Origin of the sequence: Nonomuraea sp. NPDC049419, assembly GCF_040676995.1 — a bacterium.
Taxonomy (GTDB): Bacteria; Actinomycetota; Actinomycetes; order Streptosporangiales; family Streptosporangiaceae; genus Nonomuraea; species Nonomuraea salmonea.
In genome coordinates, this window is sequence record NZ_JBFAQB010000002.1 from 597,924 (window position 1) to 615,008 (window position 17,085).

Sequence of the window (17,085 nt, forward strand, 5' to 3'; positions counted from 1 at the left end):
GGCACAGGCGCCGCGACCCGAGCATGTCATTATTCGCGGCAAATGTAGAGCGGGATGACCCCCACCGCGAGAGTCTTTCGCGCCGCGATAGTGTCGTCTTCAGAAAGCGACGAAGCACACACGGAGGGAACACGGAGGGACCACCCATGGCCACCACCCGCACCGCGACGACCCAGTGGAAAGGCGCCCTGCTCGACGGCTCGGGCACCGTCTCTCTCGACACCTCGGGCGTCGGCACGTTCGAGGTCTCCTGGCCGTCCAGGGCCGAATCCGCCAACGGCAAGACCTCCCCCGAGGAGCTCATCGCCGCCGCCCACTCCTCCTGCTTCTCCATGGCGCTCTCCCACGGCCTGGCCGGCGCCGGCACCCCGCCCGAGTCGCTGACCACCAGCGCCGACGTGACGTTCCAGCCGGGCGAGGGCATCACCGGCATCGTGCTGACCGTCCAGGGCCGCGTGCCCGGCATCAGCGCCGAGCAGTTCCAGCAGGCGGCCGAGGCCGCCAAGGCCGGCTGCCCGGTCAGCAAGGCGCTCGCGGGCACGACGATCACGCTCAAGGCCGAGCTGCTCTGACGAGCGAGCGCCCTTACCGAACAGCGATCGGACCATTGCGCGACCAAGACCGCTTTCGCGTGCGACAATCGGGTCACATGCGCGAGGTCTGGCCGGGCGAGCCCTATCCACTCGGCGGCACCTGGGACGGCGTTGGCACCAGCTTTGCGGTGTTCTCCGAGGTCGCCGAGCGGGTCGAGCTGTGCCTCTTCCACGATGACGGCTCCGAGGAGCGCGTCGATCTGCCCGAGGTCGACGGCTTCGTCTGGCATGGCTATCTGCCGGGCATCCAGCCGGGGCAGCGCTACGGCTATCGCGTGCACGGGCCCTACGACCCGCCGCAGGGCCACCGGTGCAACCCGGCCAAGCTGCTGCTCGACCCCTACGCCAAGGCCATCGACGGCGAGCTGACCTGGAACCAGGCGCTGTTCCCCTACTACTTCACCGACCCGAGCCGGCGCAACACCGAGGACAGCGCCCCCTACATGCCGAAGAACGTGGTGATCAACCCGTTCTTCGAGTGGGGCAACGACCGGCCGCCGCGCATCCCGTACCACCAGACCGTGATCTACGAGGCCCACGTGCGCGGGCTCACGATGCGCCACCCCGACGTGCCGCCCGACCTGCGGGGCACGTACGCGGGGGTGGGGCATCCGGCGATCATCGAGCACCTGCTGTCGCTCGGGGTGACCGCGGTCGAGCTGATGCCGGTGCACCACTACGTCCCCGAGCACTTCCTGGTCGCCCGCGGGCTGACCAACTACTGGGGCTACAACACCATGGCCTACCTCGCCCCGCACGGCGGCTACTCCAGCGCGGGCACGCGGGGGCAGCAGGTGCTGGAGTTCAAGGCCATGGTGCGGGCGCTGCACGAGGCGGGCATCGAGGTCATCCTCGACGTGGTCTACAACCACACCGCCGAGGGCGACCACATGGGGCCGACGCTCGGGTTCAGGGGCATCGACAACGCCGCCTACTACCGCCTGCACGACGGCGACCGCCGCTACTACCTCGACTACACCGGCTGCGGAAACTCGCTCAACGTGCGCTCGCCGCACGCGCTGCAGCTCATCATGGACTCCCTGCGCTACTGGGTGCTGGAGATGCACGTCGACGGGTTCCGCTTCGACCTGGCCTCGGCGCTGGCCAGGGAGCTGCACGACGTCGACCGGCTGAGCGCGTTCTTCGACCTCATTCAGCAGGATCCGGTGATCTCTCAGGTCAAGCTGATCGCGGAGCCGTGGGACGTGGGGCCGGGCGGGTATCAGGTCGGAAATTTCCCGCCTTTGTGGACGGAATGGAACGGGAAGTACCGCGATATCGTACGAGATTTCTGGAGGGGCACCCATTCCGCCCTTCCTGAGTTCGCGTCCCGGCTGACCGGCTCCGCCGACCTCTACGAGTCGTCCGGCCGCCGTCCCGTCGCCTCGATCAATTTCGTCACCTGCCACGACGGCTTCACCCTCGCCGACCTCGTCTCCTACGACCACAAGCACAACGAGGCCAACGGCGAGGACAACCGCGACGGCACCAACGACAACCGCTCCTGGAACTGCGGCGCCGAGGGCCCGGTCGAGGACCCCCACATCGTGACCCTGCGCCGCCGCCAGCGCCGCAACTTCCTCGCCACGCTGTTCCTGTCGCAGGGCGTGCCGATGCTGTCCCACGGCGACGAGATCGGGCGCACCCAGCGGGGCAACAACAACGCCTACTGCCAGGACAACGAGCTGGCCTGGATCGACTGGTCGACCGTGCACACCGAGTCCGACCTGCTGGAGTTCGTCCGCGCGCTGTCGAAGCTGCGCCGCGAGCACCCCGTCTTCCAGCGGCGCCGCTTCTTCCACGGCCGCCACCCCGACGACGGCCGGCGCGACCTCGTGTGGCTGACGCCGGGCGGGCGCGAGATGACGGCAGGCGACTGGCACATCAGCTACGCCAAGTCGCTCATGGTCTATCTGAACGGCGACGCCATCACCGAGCCTGGCCCCAGGGGCGAGCGCATCGTGGACGACTCGTTCCTGCTGCTCATCAACGCCCACCACGAGAACATGTCGTTCACGCTGCCCGGCGAGGAGTTCGGCAGCGGCTGGCTGCCGGTGCTCGACACCAACCACGACACGATCGAGGACGCGTACGCCGACGAGCGCTGGTCGGCCGGCGACCTCGTGGCGGTCACCGCCCGCTCGCTGCAGGTGCTGCGCCTGCCCCGCCAGGACGTCAGGACGCCCTGAGCCGCCTCAGCCCTGAGCCGCCCCAGCCCTGAGCCGCGTCAGAAGAGCCGGGCGGCGCTCGCGCTCAGGAAGACGAGCGTGAACGCGGTGACGCCGGCCAGGCCGTGCAGGGTGACGGCGAGCGCGGGGAAGCCGCGCGCGGCGGTGCTGGTGTGGCGGCCGGTGCCGAGCCAGCGGGTGAACATCACGAAGCCGAGCAGCGCGGCGGCGGCGAGGCCGGCGAACGCTGCCCAGGCCAGCACCCGGTTGCCGGTGATCAGCCCGCCCGCCCAGCAGAGCAGCGCCGTCACGGCCAGGGCCGGGTGCGAGACGACGAGCGCGGCGGGGAACCGGGTGATCTTGGTCGGGCGCGTGGCGCCGGTGAGCCAGAACGACAGCAGATAGACGCCGGCGGCTGCGGCGATCGTCCACGCCACGGCGGTGGCCAGGCTCACGGCGGCCCCTCTCCCTTTGTCATCCCTATCGTCACGTTAAGCAAAGAAACGGTAAGAAGTCCGCCGTTACGCGAAAGTACTATCCGTCCCGAAACCGGGGCGGGACCGATTGTCGGTGCGCTGTGCCAAGGTAGAGGAGTGCGGCGCATCTATCCCGACATTCAGGACAACCCGGACATCGTTCAGGCGTACGCCTACCCTGAAGACCGGCCGTGGCTGCGGCTCAACATGGTCGCCAGCGTCGACGGCGCCGCCTGGCTCAACGGGCGCTCGGGGCCGCTGTCCAGCAAGGGCGACCGGCGTGTCTTCCAGACCCTGCGCGGGCTGGCCGACGTGATCCTCGCGGGCGCCGCCACCGTGCGCAAAGAGGGCTACGGCCCGGTCCCGCCGCGCGACTCATGGGCCGAGATCCGCGAGGGCAGGCCCGAGGTGCCGCCCATCGCGGTCGTCACCCGCAGCCTGGCGCTCGACCTCGACGGCGAGCTCTTCACCGACGCGCCGAGCAGGACCATCGTCATCACCTGCGAGTCCGCGCCCCAGGAGCGGCGCAGGCTGGCGGCCAAATACGCCGACCTCGTGGTGGCCGGTGACGACGGCGTCGACATGCCTCTCGCCGTGGCCGCGCTGCACGATCGGGGGCTGACCCGGGTGCTGTGCGAGGGCGGGCCGCGCATCAACGCCCAGCTCTCGGCGTGCGGGCAGGTCGACGAGCTGTGCCTGACGATCAGCCCGCTGCTGGTCGGGGGCGGTGCCGCCCGCATCCAGAACGGCACGCCCGCGCAGGTCGGGCTGCGGCTCGGCCACGTGCTGGAGGAGGACGGGGTGCTCTTCTGCAAGTACACGAGGGAGCAGAGCGATGACTGACGACTCGACCACGGAGCCGACCACCGGACCGATCACCGGGCCGGTGGCCGAGGAGGAGCCGCAGCCGGTGCCCAATTTGCCGGTGCGGCCGCCCGTTCCGCCGATGCTGGCCAAGCCGGTCAAGGCCATGCCGAAGCAGGACGGCACGCTGTTCTACGAGCCGAAGTGGGACGGTTTCCGGTGCATCATCTTCCGCGACGGTGACGAGGTCTACCTGGGCAGCCGCAACGAGCGGCCGTTCACGCGCTACTTTCCCGAGCTGGTCGAGGCGGCGCGGGCCGAGCTGCCCGACAAGGTCGTCATCGACGGCGAGATCGTGCTGCCCATGGGCAGCCAGCTCGACTTCGACGCGCTTCAGCAGCGCATCCACCCGGCCAAGTCGCGGGTGACGATGCTGTCCGAGCGCACGCCTGCCCAGTTCGTCGCGTTCGACCTGCTGGCGCTCGGCGACGAGTCGCTCATGGAGGTGCCGTTCGCGCAGCGGCGGGCGCGGCTCGAGACGCTGTTCCCCGAGAAGGGCGGCTCCATCAGGCTCACCCCGGTCACGACCGACCAGGGGCAGGCGGGCGAGTGGTTCGAGATGTTCGAGGGCGCCGGGCTCGACGGCATCATCGTCAAGCCGGGCGACCAGCCTTACGTGCCCGACAAGCGCACGATGTTCAAGGTCAAGCACGAGCGCACGGCCGACGTCGTGGTGTGCGGCTACCGCGAGCACAAGTCGGGGCCGATCGTCGGGTCGCTGCTGCTCGGCCTCTACGGCGACGACGGGCGGCTGCACCACGTGGGGGTGGCGGCGTCGTTCCCGATGAAGCGAAGGGCGGAGCTGGTCGAGGAGGTCAAGCCGTACATCGCCGAGCTGAGCGAGCATCCGTGGGGTCACTGGGCCGAGCAGGCGGCGGCGAACGTCGGCCAGCCGGCGGCCGGGCCGTCCAGGGGCGGGCAGCGGGTGCCCGGCGCGGTGTCGCGGTGGAACGCCAAGAAGGACCTGTCGTTCATCCCGCTCCGGCCTGAGCTGGTGATGGAGGTGGCCTACGACCAGATGGAAGGCGACCGGTTCCGGCACACCGCGCAGTTCCGTCGGTGGCGGCCCGACCGCACTCCTGAGTCGTGCACGTACGAGCAGCTCGAACGTCCCGTGCATTACAACCTCGACGACATCCTTGCCCGATAGTCGTTGTCCCGATATATCTCGTTATATGACGACAGGGGATGAGCTCAGGGCCGCCGTGTCCGCACGCCGCGATTTAGGGCCTGACTACGAAGACGCCGTCGTGGACTCGTTCCTCGACAAGATGGGCCAGGAGATCGACCGGCGGGTGGACGAGCGGCTGAGCCAGGTCACACCCAAAGGCCGCCAGATGGCCCGCCAAGGCCCACCCGACGGCCAACGCCTCGCCCTCGCCATCGTGTCGGTGGCCCTCGGCACCGTGTCGACCGTCGTGTTCATGGTGCTTGGAGAGGGCCGGTTCTGGCCGATCCTGGCGGTGTGGATCGGCATCATCGCCGTCAACTCCATCTTCAGCGGCTCCAACTCCTCCAAGGACAAGAAGGACTAACCCCCACCCACAAGGTGACAGTGGCCACTGGGGCCATCGGGGGTTCTGCGGGGATCTGCGGGGGTTCATCGGGGGTTCATCAGGGGCGGAGGCGGGGTCCGGCGAGGAAGGCCGGTGCGGGGTCTGCGGCAGCGTCGGCGGAGGTCCTACGAGGGTCGTAACGAAGTGCCCGTGGGGTTCGGCGAGCCCGCCTATGCGGGGCCGCCTATGCGGGGCCTCCTATGCGGGGCCTGCGGCAGCGTCGGCGAGGGCCCTGCGGGGGTTCCAAGGAGGCTCCGGTCGGGTGTTCCGGGAAAGCGCTGGCGAGAGCCCATGAGGGCGCTGGTGGGGCCTGATGTGGGGCGGTCGTGATGTCAGGTGAGCCAGATGAGGCCGGCGAAGCGGCCCGTCGGCTGGTCGCGGCGGTGGGAGTAGAGCTCTGCCGACTCGATCGTGCAGCGGGCGTCGTGGTGGACGTCGCTGACGCCTGCTGCTCTCAACTGTGACTCGATGCCGGCGCGCAGGTCCAGGGCGGGAGTGTCCCAGGACGTGGTGGACCAGGTGGCGGGGACCTTTTCGGCCACCTGGTCGCGGAGGGCGGCGGGGACCTCGTAGCAGCGGCCGCAGGCGCCGGGGCCGATCAGCGCGACCATTCTGCCTGGCTCGGCGCCCTTGGCCGCCATCGCCGCCACCAGGGCGGTGGCGATGCCGGCCTCGGTGCCGGGGCGGCCGGAGTGGGCGGCGCCGACCATGCGGGCCACCGGGTCGGCCACCAGCACGGCCGGGCAGTCGGCGCCCAGCGACGCCAGCGCCAGCCGGGGCTCGGTGGTGAACACGCCGTCGAGCGGCGGCGGGTCGTCGCCGTACGGCTCGCTCACGTACGCCACCTCCGCGCTGTGCACCTGGCGCATGAAGACCACCGCCCGCACGCCCAGCTCGGCCACCAGGCCCGCGCGGTTGGCGCGGACGGTCGCCGGGTCGTCACCGACCATGCCGCCGAGGTTGCGCGAACCGTAGGGCGGGGCGCCGACGCCGCCGTTGCGGTCGGTGATGGCCACGTGGACGCCGGGGGCGAGCTGCATGCCCCCGATCTTAGGCGACGCCTGCCACCTTCAGCGGGCACCCCAGTGTTCGATGGTGATAGAACACTTTCTACAGTTGTTCCATGGCTATCGAACATCGTCGAGGTGTCATCGTACTGGCGCTGGTCGCGTCCTTCATGGTCTTCGTGGACGGGACGATCGTGCACCTCACCCTCGCCCAGCTCGCCTCCCACCTCGGCGCCTCGCGCGCCGAGCTGGAGTGGGCCGTCAACGCCTACACGCTCGCGTTCGCGGCGGTGATGCTGGGCGCGGGCGCGATCACCGACACCCTCGGCGCCAAGCGGGCCTTCGTGGCGGGGCTGCTGGTGTTCACGGTCTCGTCGGCGGCGTGCGCGGCGGCGCCCACGATGGCGATGCTCAACGGGGCGCGGCTGGTGCAGGGCGTGGGGGCGGCGCTGCTGCTGCCCAGCGCGCTCGTCCTCGCCACCGCGGCGGCAGGCGACGAGCACGCGCGGCACCGGCTGGTCGGCTGGTGGTCCGCCGCCGGCGGCGTCGGGATGGCGGCGGGGCCGCTGCTGGGCGGCGCGCTCGTGGCGGTCGCGGACTGGCGTACCGTGTTCGGCGTCAACGTGCTCATCGGGGTTCCCGCGGCAATCTGGAGCGTGCGGTCGATGCCGGCCGTCCCGCGCGGCGCGCGTCGTCTCGACGTCGCCGGCCTGGTCACCGCGACCCTGCTGATCGGCGGCCTGGTCTTCACCCTGATCGAGGCTCCCGTCCAGGGCCTGCCGAGCACGCCGGTCGTCACCGCCATGATCCTGGGGGTGGCCGGACTCGCCGGTTTCGTCCTGGCCACCCGCGCCACCTCCACCCGCCAGGCACCGGCCCTCCCCGGGCGGGACGGCCGGGCCAGGCGCATGCCGTTGGTGCCTGCGGCGCTCTACCGGGATCGGGTGTTCGTCGTGACGGCGGCGCAAGGGGCGCTGTTCAATCTCGCCTTCTACGGGCTGCTGTTCGCGATGAGCCTCATGCTCCAGCAAGGACGCGGGCTGGGAGCGCTGAGCAGCGGGCTGCTGTTCCTGCCGTTGACCGGGCTCATCGCGGTGGCCAACCTGTGCGCGGCCCGGCTGGCGCGGCGGTTCGGGCGGCCGGCCGTGGTGGGCACGGCGCAGGCGGTGCTGGCCGGGACGTTCCTGCTGGTGGCGTGGGCGGGCACGGCGGAGGAGCTGTGGCCGCTGGTGCTCGCGCTGGTGCCCGCCGGATTCAGCTCGGGGCTGCTGGTGCCGTCCATGACCTCGCAGGCGATCGCCACCGTCGGGCCCGAGCTGCACGGGGCCGCCTCGGCGGCGTTCAACACCGCGCGGCAGGTCGGCGGTGCCGTCGGCGTGGCCACGTTCGGCCCGCTGCTCGGCACCGCGCAGGGGCTGCGGGACGGGTTCGTCGTGTGCGTGCTCGCCTGCGCCGCCGCCGTCGCGGTGGGCCTGCTGCTCACCCCGCTCACCCGCGAGCGGGCGCGCGCCGCCGTGACGGCTACGACGTGAGGCGGTGCACGGTGAGCGGGCCGCCGCCGTACCGGCCGATGGCCTCCTCGTCGGCGAAGGCGAGCACCCGCATCATGTTGCCGCCGTCGCTGAGCCGCACGTTCCTGCGCAGCCGGCTGACCAGGCCGGCGGGCAGCCTGGTGGTGCCGGCCTCGATCGTGTCGCCGTAGTGCGGGGCGAACGCGACGCCCGCGAAGCCGGTGCGCCGCAGCAGCGTGCGCACGGTCCGCGGCGAGTAGAACATCAGGTGGTTCTTGGTGAAGCCGCTCCACTTCGACCCGTACGCCTTGAGCAGCAGCGAGTTGGCGTTCACGGTGAGGATCAGCAGCACGCCGCCCGGCCCCAGCAGGCTCCTGAACTGCCGGAAGTCGTCCAGCGGCCGGGGCAGGTGGGCGAGCACCGACCAGAGCGTGATCACGTCGAAGCCGCCCGCGGCGATCTCGGGCACGTCCTGCGGGGCGCCGAAGAACGTACGGGCCCGGCTGAGCCGCTCGTTGGCCTGCGCGACCGACTCCGGCGACAGGTCCACGCCGCACGCGTCGAAGCCGCGCTGCTCGGCCAGTTCCAGGAAGAGGCCGACGCCGGAGCCGAAGTCGAGCAGGCGGCGCTCCTTGCCCTCGTCGAAGACCGGGGAGAACGCCTGCATCGTCAGCTCGTAGCGGCGCTGCCGGTTGGCGGCGTACTTGCCGGTCAGGAAATTGCTGTAGCCGGTGGCGTACAGGTCGCCGAGGCGCTCGGGGCGGACGTTCGGATTGCGGTAGAGGAAGCCGCAGGACGGGCAGCGGACGACGTGGTAGCGCCAGCCCTTGCCGCCGTTCGGCTCGAACAGCGGCTGCTGGCGCGACTCGCCGCACATCATGCAGTCGAGGAACTCCTCGATCTCGCCCAAAGAGCGCGTCCGCTCGTACGCGGCCCGGGACACGATCGGTGCACGCCTGGTGAGCAGGCGCCACTGCGCCTCCCTGGCGAGCCGCTCCCCCGGCCGTACGTAGACCCGCTGCCCCCACGGCACGTCGTCATAGCGCGATCCGTACGCCAGCCGCCCGAGCCATCGCTTCACCATCGCCACCACCCATCCTCGCGACCGGTTGTGCCCCGCGCTTCCGCGACTATGCGTCCACTTTCGGGCGCTTTACGCGATCTTTCCGGCCCCTGGTCAGGGTACTTGAGCAAGCATATGCTTGGTCGCGTGCCTGACTACCGCAACCTCATCGGCGGCGAACTGGTGCCCGCCCCGCGCATGATGGACACGGTCAATCCCGCCACCGGCCAGCCCTGGGCCCGCATCCCCGCGTCGGGCGCCGCAGAGGCCGCCGCCACGGTCGAGGCCGCCGGCCGCGCGTTCCCCTCCTGGTCGGCGCTGCCCGCCCTGGCGAGGGCGGGTTACCTGCGCAAGGTCTCCGAGGTGTTCGGCGAGCACGCCGAGGAGCTGGCCAGGCTGGAGACCCGCGACAACGGCCGCATCCTGCGCGACACGCTCAAGCGGGACCTGCCGGGCATGGCGTACCTGTGGCAGATCGCCGCCGGGCAGTGCCTCGACGCGGTCAGGGGCGACACCGTGCAGCTCGGGCCGGACGCGCTCGGGCTGACCAGGCGCGAGCCGTACGGGGTGGCCGTCTGCATCATTCCGTGGAACTCCCCCATCTCGACCTTCTCCGCGAAGGCCGCGTACGCGCTGGCCGCCGGGAACACGGTCGTCGTCAAGCCCGCCGAGCAGGCGAGCGCGTCGGTGCTGCGGCTGGGCGAGCTGCTGGCCGAGGTGTTCCCGCCCGGCGTGCTCAACATCGTCAGCGGCCCGGGCGAGGAGGTCGGCGACGCGCTCGTCCGGCATCCGGGCGTCGGCAAGGTCAGCCTCACCGGCTCCACCGAGACCGGCCAGGCCATCACCAGGGCCTCGGCGGACGCGCTCAAGCCGATGACGTTCGAGCTGGGCGGCAAGTCGCCGAACATCGTCTTCCCCGACGCCGACCTGGACGCCGCCACCCTCGGCGTCACCGTGAACTCCGTCTACACCGGCAACGCGGGACAGGTGTGCGTGGCGGGCTCGCGCATCCTCATCCACCGTTCGATCTGGGACGAGATGCTCGGCCGCATCGAACGCGCCTGCGCGGAGCTGGTGCTGGGCGACCCGCTCGACCTCGCGACGACGATGGGGCCGATCGTGTCGGCGGCCCAGTACGAGCGCGTCACGTCCTACCTGGAGCTGGCCGAGAAGGAGGGCGCCCGGCTGGTCTTCGGCGGCCGGGCGGGCGCGGAGGTGGTGCCGGAGCTGCCGGGCGGCTACTGGGTGGCGCCCACGCTCTACACGAGCGAGGACAACGGGCTGCGGGTGTGCCAGGAGGAGATCTTCGGCCCGGTCGCGGTGGCCATCCCGTTCGAGACCGACGACGAGGCGCTCACGATCGCGAACGACTCCCGCTACGGGCTGGCGGCCGGCGTGTGGACGCGTGACCTGGGACGGGCACACCGGTTCGTCCGTGACCTGCGGACCGGCACGGTCTGGGTGAACACCTTCCGCCAGATGCCTCCCGGGCTGCCGTTCGGCGGGGTCAAGGACAGCGGGTACGGCCACGACGCGGTCCTCGAGTACACCCGGGAAAAGGCCGCCATCATCAAGATTTAGTCGGATAGATTTACCCCCCATGGACGAGGGGATCATGGACCATTCCGGGCTGTCCGATGCGGCCGCGCAGTCCCGGGCCTCCGTGCTGCGCAGCCGGGCGGAGTCGTACATCGCCCTGTCGCGGCACGACGCCGCGATAGCGGACCTGACCGAGGCGATCGCGCTGGTCCCGGAGAACGCCCGCGCCTGGCGGCTGCGCGGTGAGAGCCATCGGGTGATCGAGCGCTATCAGGCCGCGCTCGACGACTTCGACGAGGCGCTGAAGCTGGAGCCGGACAGCGCGTACGCGCTGGGCTCGCGCGGCCAGACCTACGCCGCGATGGGACGCCTGGAAGAGGCCATGGCGGACTTCGAGCACGCGCTCACCCTCACCCCGGACTCGTTGTGGATCCTCGAGGCGAAGGCGGACGTGCTGGTGGACCTGGACCGGCTGGACGAGGCACTGGCGGAGCACACCAAGATCATTTCGTTGAACACGGACCTGGCGTACTCCTGGCTCGCCCGCGGCGAGCTCTACCAGCGCATGAACCTCTACAACGAGGCCATCGACGACTACACCAAGGCCCTTGAGGCCGACCCCGACTACGTACGGGCCCTCAGCCGCCGCGGCGAGGCGCTGCGCATGATCGACCGCTACGACGAGGCGCTCGCCGACCTCAACCGTGCGCTGGAGCTGGACCCGGGCAACGACCGCGCGCTCGGCAGCCGGGGTGCGGTGCTGAGCGAGCTGGGCGACAACGAGGCCGCGCTGAGGGACCTGGACGCCGCCATCGAGCTGGACCCCGAGTACGTCTGGGCGTTCCGCGTGCGCGGCGAGATCTACCAGGAGCTGGACCGGCACGAGGAGGCCATCGCCGACTTCACCCGGGCCCTGCACCTGGAGTTCGGCGACTGAGAAGCCGGAACCGCCTGCCGGTGAAGCGGTCCCGGCCACCCCGTCACAGCGCGAGCAGGGCGTTGACCGGCAGGCGGGCGTCCGACAGCGGCCGCATGGCGATGCGCAGCAGCGCCAGCGCGTTGTCGTCGCCCGCGATGCGGTTGGCGCTCAGCTCGCCGCACGACTGGCAACTGTGGATGATCAGCCACTCGCCGTCGCCCCGGACGGAGACGCTGAGCGCCGCCATCCGGCCCCGGCAGCCCGCCCTGCGGTCACCGGGCACGCGGTGATCGACGTGCAGGCTGGTCAGGCAGTTCGGGCAGTGGTTGCGGTGCGCGGTGCCGGGCGCCCTCATGGGCACGTCGAGCCGGCAGCCGACGCAGCGGAACGCGTCCGCCGGCTCCGCGTGATGGATCTTCTTGCGTTGCTGCGGCCGCCGGCCGCCGGGTTTCCTTCGCGGCATGTCACAGATCACCGAACGCCTCAAGCGGGAACGGCGGCTGCGCCAGCGGCCTGACGGCCATGCGCATGAGGATGAGCTGGTTGTCGTCCCCGCAGATCGGGTTCGAGGTCAGCTCACCGCACCGGGTGCAGCGGTGGATGATCATCCACTCCCCGGTACGCAGCACGGCGATCGAGATGGGGATCATCCGTGACCGGCACTCGTCCTGCAGGTGCAGCGAGTGCAGGCAGCTCGGGCAGTGGTTGCGCCGGGTGCCGTCGGGGGCGTTCGCGGTGACCGTGAGGCCGCAGCGTACGCAGGCGAAAGTGGTGAGCAGTGGTGAATTGCCGTTGGTGGACAACCTGGGTACTCCTTGCCGGATTGGTCTTCGAAATCACGCAGCAAGGAAGCGCCCAGCGGGCCTCGCGGGGCACGCTGGTCGTACGGCCTGTCCGGTTATGAGGTCATCGCTCGGTCAGAGGCGGGATCCGCCGGAGGCACGACTGCGAGGCGCGCTGGGCGCGGTGCCAGGCATCAAACCCTCCTCCCGTGTGGCACGAGGCCACGGACACGGCATTTCACGGACGGATGGGAGCGTAACGGGGCGCGCCGCAGGATCGCCAGCCATTTTTCCGTGCGACCGTCCCATGCGGGTTTGGCTCCGAACGGCCGTGGCAGAGGACGTACGGAACAAAGGGGGATGAAAGCCATGAGCAACCCGCAACAGCCAGAACTTCGCAGGTCAGGGAGGTCCGGCGCCAACGCGAAAGCGGCCGACGTCATACCCGAGACCAAGAAGCGCCATGGGCATCCGCACGGCACCGACAAGGGCCGCAAGGGCGGTGGCAAGGGCGGCGGCGTGCCTCCGGAGCAGCGACCACGACACCCGGAGTGATCCGACGTGACAGGCAGCCTGCAGTTCATCGGGAACGCGACCACGCTCATCCGCTACAACGGCTTCACGCTCCTGACGGACCCGAACTTCCTGCACCGGGGTCAGCTCGCCCACCTCGGCTACGGGCTGGCCGCGCGGCGGCTCACGGACCCGGCGCTGCGCGTCGAGGACCTGCCGCCGCTCGACGCCGTCGTGCTCTCCCACATGCACGGTGACCACTGGGACCGGGTCGCCCGCAAGAAGCTCGACCGGGACACCACGATCGTCACCACCCCGTCCGCCGCCCGCGTCCTGCACCGACAGGGCTTCGGCCAGGCCGTCGGGCTGTCGAACTGGTCGGAGTACCGGCTGCACGGCCCCGGCGGCAGCGTACGGATCACCGCGCTGCCCGGCAAGCACGCGCCGGGCTTCGCCGAATCGCTGCTGCCGCCCGTGATGGGCACGATGCTGGAGTTCTGCGGCCAGGACGAACGCGTCCAGCTGCGCCTGCACATCAGCGGCGACACGCTGCTCGACCGGCGGCTCGACGCCATCCCGCGCCGCTTCCCCGACATCGACCTGGCCCTCGTCCACCTGGGCGGCACCAAGCTGCTCGGCACCCTCATGGTCACCATGGACGGCGAGCAGGGGGCGTCATGGGTGGACCTGATCAACCCGCACACCGTCGTACCGATCCACTACGACGACTACACGGTCTTCAGCTCGCCGCTCGACGACTTCAGGCACCACATCGAGCAGGCCGGGCTCGCCGACCGGGTGGTCTACCTGAAGCGGGGCGAGACCCGCGAGCTGGCCCCGCACCGCCTCGTCCGGCAGTGAGCCGCCGGCAGGGAGTCAGGTGTCGGAGCGCGCCTTGCTCGGCTGGACCCGCTTGGGCTCGCCCGGCATCTTCGGATAGTTCGGCGGATAGGGCAGATCGCCGCGATCGTCCTCGGCATAGAGGTCGAGCAGCGCCTCGATCGAGTACGCCGCGTCGTCGATGGCCGCGTGCACGTCGCCCACCTTCGCGAACCGGGCCGGCACCGTGCGGATGTCGAAGTCGCGCGGGTCGGCGTCGGCCAGCTCGTCCCAGGTCAGCGGCGTCGAGACGGGCGCGTGCGGCTTCGCCCTGACCGAGTAGGCGCTGGCCACCGTGCGGTCTCTGGCGTTCTGGTTGAAGTCGATGAACACCCGCTCGCCGCGCTCCTCCTTCCACCACGCCGTGGTGACCAGGCTCGGGTCGCGCGCCTCGACGGCCCTGGCCAGGGCGATGCCGGCGTGACGTACTTGGACGAAATCCCAGCGGGGCTCGATGCGCACGGCGATGTGCACGCCGCGGTTGCCCGAGGTCTTCACGAAGCCGGTCATGCCGAGCTCGGCCAGCACGTCCCTGGTCAGGAACGCCGCCTTGCGCGCCGCGTCGAACTCGAGGCCAGGCTGCGGGTCGAGGTCGACGCGCAACTCGTCGGGGTGCTCGACGTCGGCGGCGCGCACCTGCCACGGGTGGAAGTCGATGGTGCCGAGGTTGGCGCAGTAGGCGATGGCCGCCACCTCGGTGACGCGCAGCGAGTGGGCCTTCCTGCCGCTCGGGAACGTCACCTCCACCGACTGCAGCCAGTCGGGATGCTTCGGGGGCATGCGCTTCTGGTAGATCGCCTCGGTCTGCACGCCGTCGGGGTGGCGCTTGAGGTTGGTCGGGCGGTCCTTGAGCGCCCGCAGGGCGCCCTCACCCACGCTCACGTAGTATTCGACCAGCTCGCGCTTGGTCGCGCCGATCTCCGGGAAGTAGACCTTGTCGGGATTGGTGACCTTGACGGTCCGCTCCCCCACCTCGAGCTCGATAAACGGCGATGCCATGCCCCCGAACCTACCCCTTGCGGTCGAGGAGGGGCCTCAGGAGCCCTGACAGGTTTCTCCCGGCCGCTGCACGCATCCATCGGGCAGCACCTCGCGCTGGCGTCGTGGCAGCCCCCGCACGGCCAGGAACACCTGCCTGCGGGTCTCGCTCAGCACCATCGCCGCCTCCGCCGATCAGAACGGCGTCTCGCGCTGCCCGCGGAAGCGCCCGATGACCGCCCTGCGCCGCAGCACCAGCGACAGGCGGTGGGCCTCGAACAAGGCCGCCACGGTTGCGCCGCCCGCTTCCGTGGGTGGCGGATGGATGATCTCGGATTGCATGTCTTCTCCATGCGCGAGGCCCTGGGGAGGTTGCTTCGCGCCGGCGATCTCTTACGGGCGTCCCGGGCAGTATGGCGGTGGACGGGGTGGGCCCGTCCCGGAGCCTCCTCGGTGGCGGGACCGAGGGCTCGACGGGACGGGCCGCCAGATCACCCTCCGCCGTTCCGGGCGCTGGCGCGCCACCCGGCCGGCCGTTCCGATCCCCAGCGGCGCCAGCACGGGCGTGGGCTGTGCCGCTCGGCGGGATCTGCGGATGATCTCACCCCTTGGCAGGAGGTGATGACACCCCCTTGCCGAGAAAGACGCGAAATTCCCTGAGAACGGATGCTTCAGCCTGCGGAGATCTCTTTTTGCCGCATCTCGTACTCTGGAGGTATGGACAAGGTGGTCAAGAGCGAGGCCGAATGGCGGACCCAGCTGTCTCCTGAGGAGTTTCGCGTCCTCAGGGAGGCCGGGACCGAGCGCCCGTTCACGGGGGAATACGTCGACACCAAGACCGAGGGGGTGTACTCGTGCCGCGCCTGCGGGGCCGAGTTGTTCCGCTCGGACACGAAGTTCGAGTCGCACTGCGGGTGGCCGAGCTTCTTCGAGCCGTCCGAGAGCGAGGCGGTCCGGCTCATCGAGGACCGCAGCCTCGGCATGGTCCGCACGGAGGTGCGCTGCGCCCGCTGCGACTCCCACCTCGGGCACGTCTTCCACGGCGAGGGCTACCCGACGCCGACGGACGACCGCTACTGCATCAACTCGATCTCCCTGCGGCTCGAACCCAAGGGGTGATCAGGTAACGACAGCGCGTATCGATCGCCGGCTACGGGTACGAGCACCGCGTGCGGTTTGTCCATCTTCGCCACCGGTGGGTGACGATCGAGACCATCGGGCGGGTGGTCACTCAGCGCTGTGAGCTGTGCTCGAGGACACGGGTCCGGGTCCGCTGACCCGGACCCCTCCTCCCGCTGGTCAGCGGGGGTTCGGGTAGGTGACGCGGCAGCTGCGGTCGGAGGGGCCGAGGATGTTGGCGAGCACCGGGTTGCCGTTCTCACCGAACTCGGAGTGCACGAACACCACGGGGTTCTCGACGCCCTGCTCGTGGAGGTAGGCCAGGCCGCGCTCACACAGCCTGATCGCAGTGAGGGAGTTGTTCGCGCTCTCCGGCAGGTCGGTGTAGATGCGCAGGTAGCCGCCCACCGTGCGGATGTCTTTCAGGCGTTTGAACGCTTTGTCCTTCGCTCCCCAGTTCGTGCGGAGGTACTCGGCCGCCATGACGTCGGTGTGCCGGGAGGGGCCGTCCGCCTTGTAGTCCTTGCCGTCCTCGGGAGCCGGGCCCTCGGCCAGCACGTCATCCGGGGTCGTGACGCCCGGCACCAGCCCGGAACTCTTGCTCGGAGCCTGCTGCCGTGGCTTGGGCGGCTCCGGCCGGCGCTCGCCCCTGCTCACCGCCTCCGCTCCCTTCGCCCCCGGTGGTTTGGGGCCGGGTTGCGCCGCACCGGTCCTGCCCTCGCGTGGCGCGCCGCCGACCGCAGGCGGGCTCTCGGCGGGGCTCACGGCAGGGGCGACGATCGTGCCGAGCAGCCCGTACGTGGCCGGCGCGCCGAACATCCCGGTCACCGCCAGCGCCACCACCGTGCCGCCCGCGACCACGCCGGCCGCGGCCGCCGTCCGGCCCCTCGCCACGCGCTTGAGCAGCCCCCGCCGCCGCCCGGAGCGCCCCGCACGACGTCCTGCCGCGTGCCGCCCCCGCCGCCTTCCGGACCTGTCCACCAGCCCTCCAAGCCCCACCGCTGGAACGTGCCACCCCGGTCACGCCCCGCCGAGCGGAGATCTCCCTGATTGTGACAAAGGGGATAGAGCACTGCAGCGAGATCGCCGATTTGGGTCTGGTTCTCTTCCCAGGGCCT

At 70.6% G+C, this 17,085-nt stretch carries 19 protein-coding genes; 10 read left to right on the forward strand and 9 right to left on the reverse strand.

The genetic code is table 11. The annotated features are described in order from the left end of the window. Positions 1 to 146 precede the first annotated feature (146 nt). Positions 147 to 572: an OsmC family protein gene (locus AB0K12_RS08045; RefSeq protein ID WP_345387252.1), complete on the forward strand. Its 426-nt coding sequence runs from the start codon at positions 147 to 149 to the stop codon at positions 570 to 572. A 77-nt stretch (positions 573 to 649) separates the two neighbouring features. Continuing rightward, positions 650 to 2,782 (forward strand): glycogen debranching protein GlgX, encoded by a 2,133-nt coding sequence (gene glgX, locus AB0K12_RS08050; RefSeq protein ID WP_364556675.1) that lies wholly within the window; start codon positions 650 to 652, stop codon positions 2,780 to 2,782. Between the two features lie 38 nt (positions 2,783 to 2,820). Here glgX and AB0K12_RS08055 read toward each other — a convergent pair whose 3' ends face one another. Beyond that, positions 2,821 to 3,216 carry a hypothetical protein gene (locus AB0K12_RS08055; protein WP_364556677.1) on the reverse strand — a complete coding sequence of 132 codons (396 nt, stop codon included), beginning with the start codon at positions 3,214 to 3,216 and terminating at the stop codon, positions 2,821 to 2,823. A gap of 138 nt (positions 3,217 to 3,354) precedes the next feature. Between AB0K12_RS08055 and AB0K12_RS08060 the strand changes: the two genes are divergently transcribed. The 3 genes from AB0K12_RS08060 to AB0K12_RS08070 are packed head-to-tail and all read left to right on the forward strand — an operon-like array spanning position 3,355 to position 5,636. Further along, a complete protein-coding gene (locus AB0K12_RS08060; RefSeq protein WP_364556680.1) occupies positions 3,355 to 4,080 on the forward strand; it encodes a pyrimidine reductase family protein in 726 nt (241 codons plus the stop codon). Further along, the gene (locus AB0K12_RS08065) at positions 4,073 to 5,251 is read left to right on the forward strand and encodes an ATP-dependent DNA ligase (RefSeq protein WP_364556683.1); all 1,179 of its coding nucleotides are present in this window, start codon (positions 4,073 to 4,075) and stop codon (positions 5,249 to 5,251) included. The genes AB0K12_RS08060 and AB0K12_RS08065 overlap by 8 nt, the downstream gene beginning before the upstream one ends. A gap of 25 nt (positions 5,252 to 5,276) precedes the next feature. Then, the gene (locus AB0K12_RS08070) at positions 5,277 to 5,636 is read left to right on the forward strand and encodes a hypothetical protein (RefSeq protein WP_364556686.1); all 360 of its coding nucleotides are present in this window, start codon (positions 5,277 to 5,279) and stop codon (positions 5,634 to 5,636) included. A gap of 353 nt (positions 5,637 to 5,989) precedes the next feature. On the opposite strand, the gene pgeF is transcribed toward AB0K12_RS08070, so the two are convergent. Then, positions 5,990 to 6,697, reverse strand: coding sequence for a peptidoglycan editing factor PgeF (gene pgeF / locus AB0K12_RS08075; protein WP_364556689.1), 708 nt, complete (start codon positions 6,695 to 6,697; stop codon positions 5,990 to 5,992). An 83-nt stretch (positions 6,698 to 6,780) separates the two neighbouring features. Here pgeF and AB0K12_RS08080 point away from each other — a divergent pair, with 83 nt between their 5' ends. After that, a complete protein-coding gene (locus tag AB0K12_RS08080) occupies positions 6,781 to 8,196 on the forward strand; it encodes an MFS transporter (RefSeq protein ID WP_364556692.1) in 1,416 nt (471 codons plus the stop codon). Here AB0K12_RS08080 and AB0K12_RS08085 read toward each other — a convergent pair. Then, positions 8,186 to 9,259, reverse strand: coding sequence for a class I SAM-dependent methyltransferase (locus tag AB0K12_RS08085; protein WP_364556695.1), 1,074 nt, complete (start codon positions 9,257 to 9,259; stop codon positions 8,186 to 8,188). The genes AB0K12_RS08080 and AB0K12_RS08085 overlap by 11 nt on opposite strands. 126 nt (positions 9,260 to 9,385) lie before the next feature. Between AB0K12_RS08085 and AB0K12_RS08090 the strand changes: the two genes are divergently transcribed. Together AB0K12_RS08090 and AB0K12_RS08095 are read left to right on the forward strand one after the other, a co-directional pair. After that, positions 9,386 to 10,819: an aldehyde dehydrogenase family protein gene (locus AB0K12_RS08090; RefSeq protein ID WP_364556698.1), complete on the forward strand. Its 1,434-nt coding sequence runs from the start codon at positions 9,386 to 9,388 to the stop codon at positions 10,817 to 10,819. 19 nt (positions 10,820 to 10,838) lie between these two features. Then, entirely contained in the window at positions 10,839 to 11,714 is an 876-nt protein-coding gene (locus tag AB0K12_RS08095; protein WP_364556701.1) for a tetratricopeptide repeat protein, read from the forward strand. Between the two features lie 43 nt (positions 11,715 to 11,757). Here AB0K12_RS08095 and AB0K12_RS08100 read toward each other — a convergent pair whose 3' ends face one another. Then, the gene (locus AB0K12_RS08100; protein ID WP_364556703.1) at positions 11,758 to 12,159 is read right to left on the reverse strand and encodes an RNHCP domain-containing protein; all 402 of its coding nucleotides are present in this window, start codon (positions 12,157 to 12,159) and stop codon (positions 11,758 to 11,760) included. Between the two features lies 1 nt (position 12,160). After that, the gene (locus AB0K12_RS08105; protein ID WP_364556706.1) at positions 12,161 to 12,499 is read right to left on the reverse strand and encodes an RNHCP domain-containing protein; all 339 of its coding nucleotides are present in this window, start codon (positions 12,497 to 12,499) and stop codon (positions 12,161 to 12,163) included. Positions 12,500 to 13,039: 540 nt separating this feature from the next. On the opposite strand from AB0K12_RS08105, the gene AB0K12_RS08110 reads away from it, so the two are divergent. Continuing rightward, on the forward strand, positions 13,040 to 13,852 hold the full coding sequence (locus AB0K12_RS08110) for an MBL fold metallo-hydrolase (protein WP_364556709.1): 813 nt from the start codon (positions 13,040 to 13,042) through the stop codon (positions 13,850 to 13,852). Between the two features lie 15 nt (positions 13,853 to 13,867). Here the strand turns inward: AB0K12_RS08110 and ligD are convergent, their stop codons facing one another. From ligD to AB0K12_RS08125, 3 genes are read right to left on the reverse strand one after another with little or no spacing between them, the layout of a single operon-like run. Next, on the reverse strand, positions 13,868 to 14,869 hold the full coding sequence (ligD, locus tag AB0K12_RS08115; RefSeq protein ID WP_364556712.1) for a non-homologous end-joining DNA ligase: 1,002 nt from the start codon (positions 14,867 to 14,869) through the stop codon (positions 13,868 to 13,870). Between the two features lie 36 nt (positions 14,870 to 14,905). Then, entirely contained in the window at positions 14,906 to 15,028 is a 123-nt protein-coding gene (locus AB0K12_RS08120; RefSeq protein ID WP_364556715.1) for a hypothetical protein, read from the reverse strand. A gap of 15 nt (positions 15,029 to 15,043) precedes the next feature. Beyond that, a complete protein-coding gene (locus tag AB0K12_RS08125) occupies positions 15,044 to 15,190 on the reverse strand; it encodes a hypothetical protein (protein WP_364556718.1) in 147 nt (48 codons plus the stop codon). Between the two features lie 375 nt (positions 15,191 to 15,565). Between AB0K12_RS08125 and msrB the strand changes: the two genes are divergently transcribed. Continuing rightward, positions 15,566 to 15,967 (forward strand): peptide-methionine (R)-S-oxide reductase MsrB, encoded by a 402-nt coding sequence (gene msrB / locus AB0K12_RS08130; protein WP_345387280.1) that lies wholly within the window; start codon positions 15,566 to 15,568, stop codon positions 15,965 to 15,967. A gap of 180 nt (positions 15,968 to 16,147) precedes the next feature. Here the strand turns inward: msrB and AB0K12_RS08135 are convergent, their stop codons facing one another. After that, positions 16,148 to 16,948, reverse strand: coding sequence for a hypothetical protein (locus AB0K12_RS08135; protein ID WP_364556722.1), 801 nt, complete (start codon positions 16,946 to 16,948; stop codon positions 16,148 to 16,150). Positions 16,949 to 17,085: the final 137 nt, after the last annotated feature.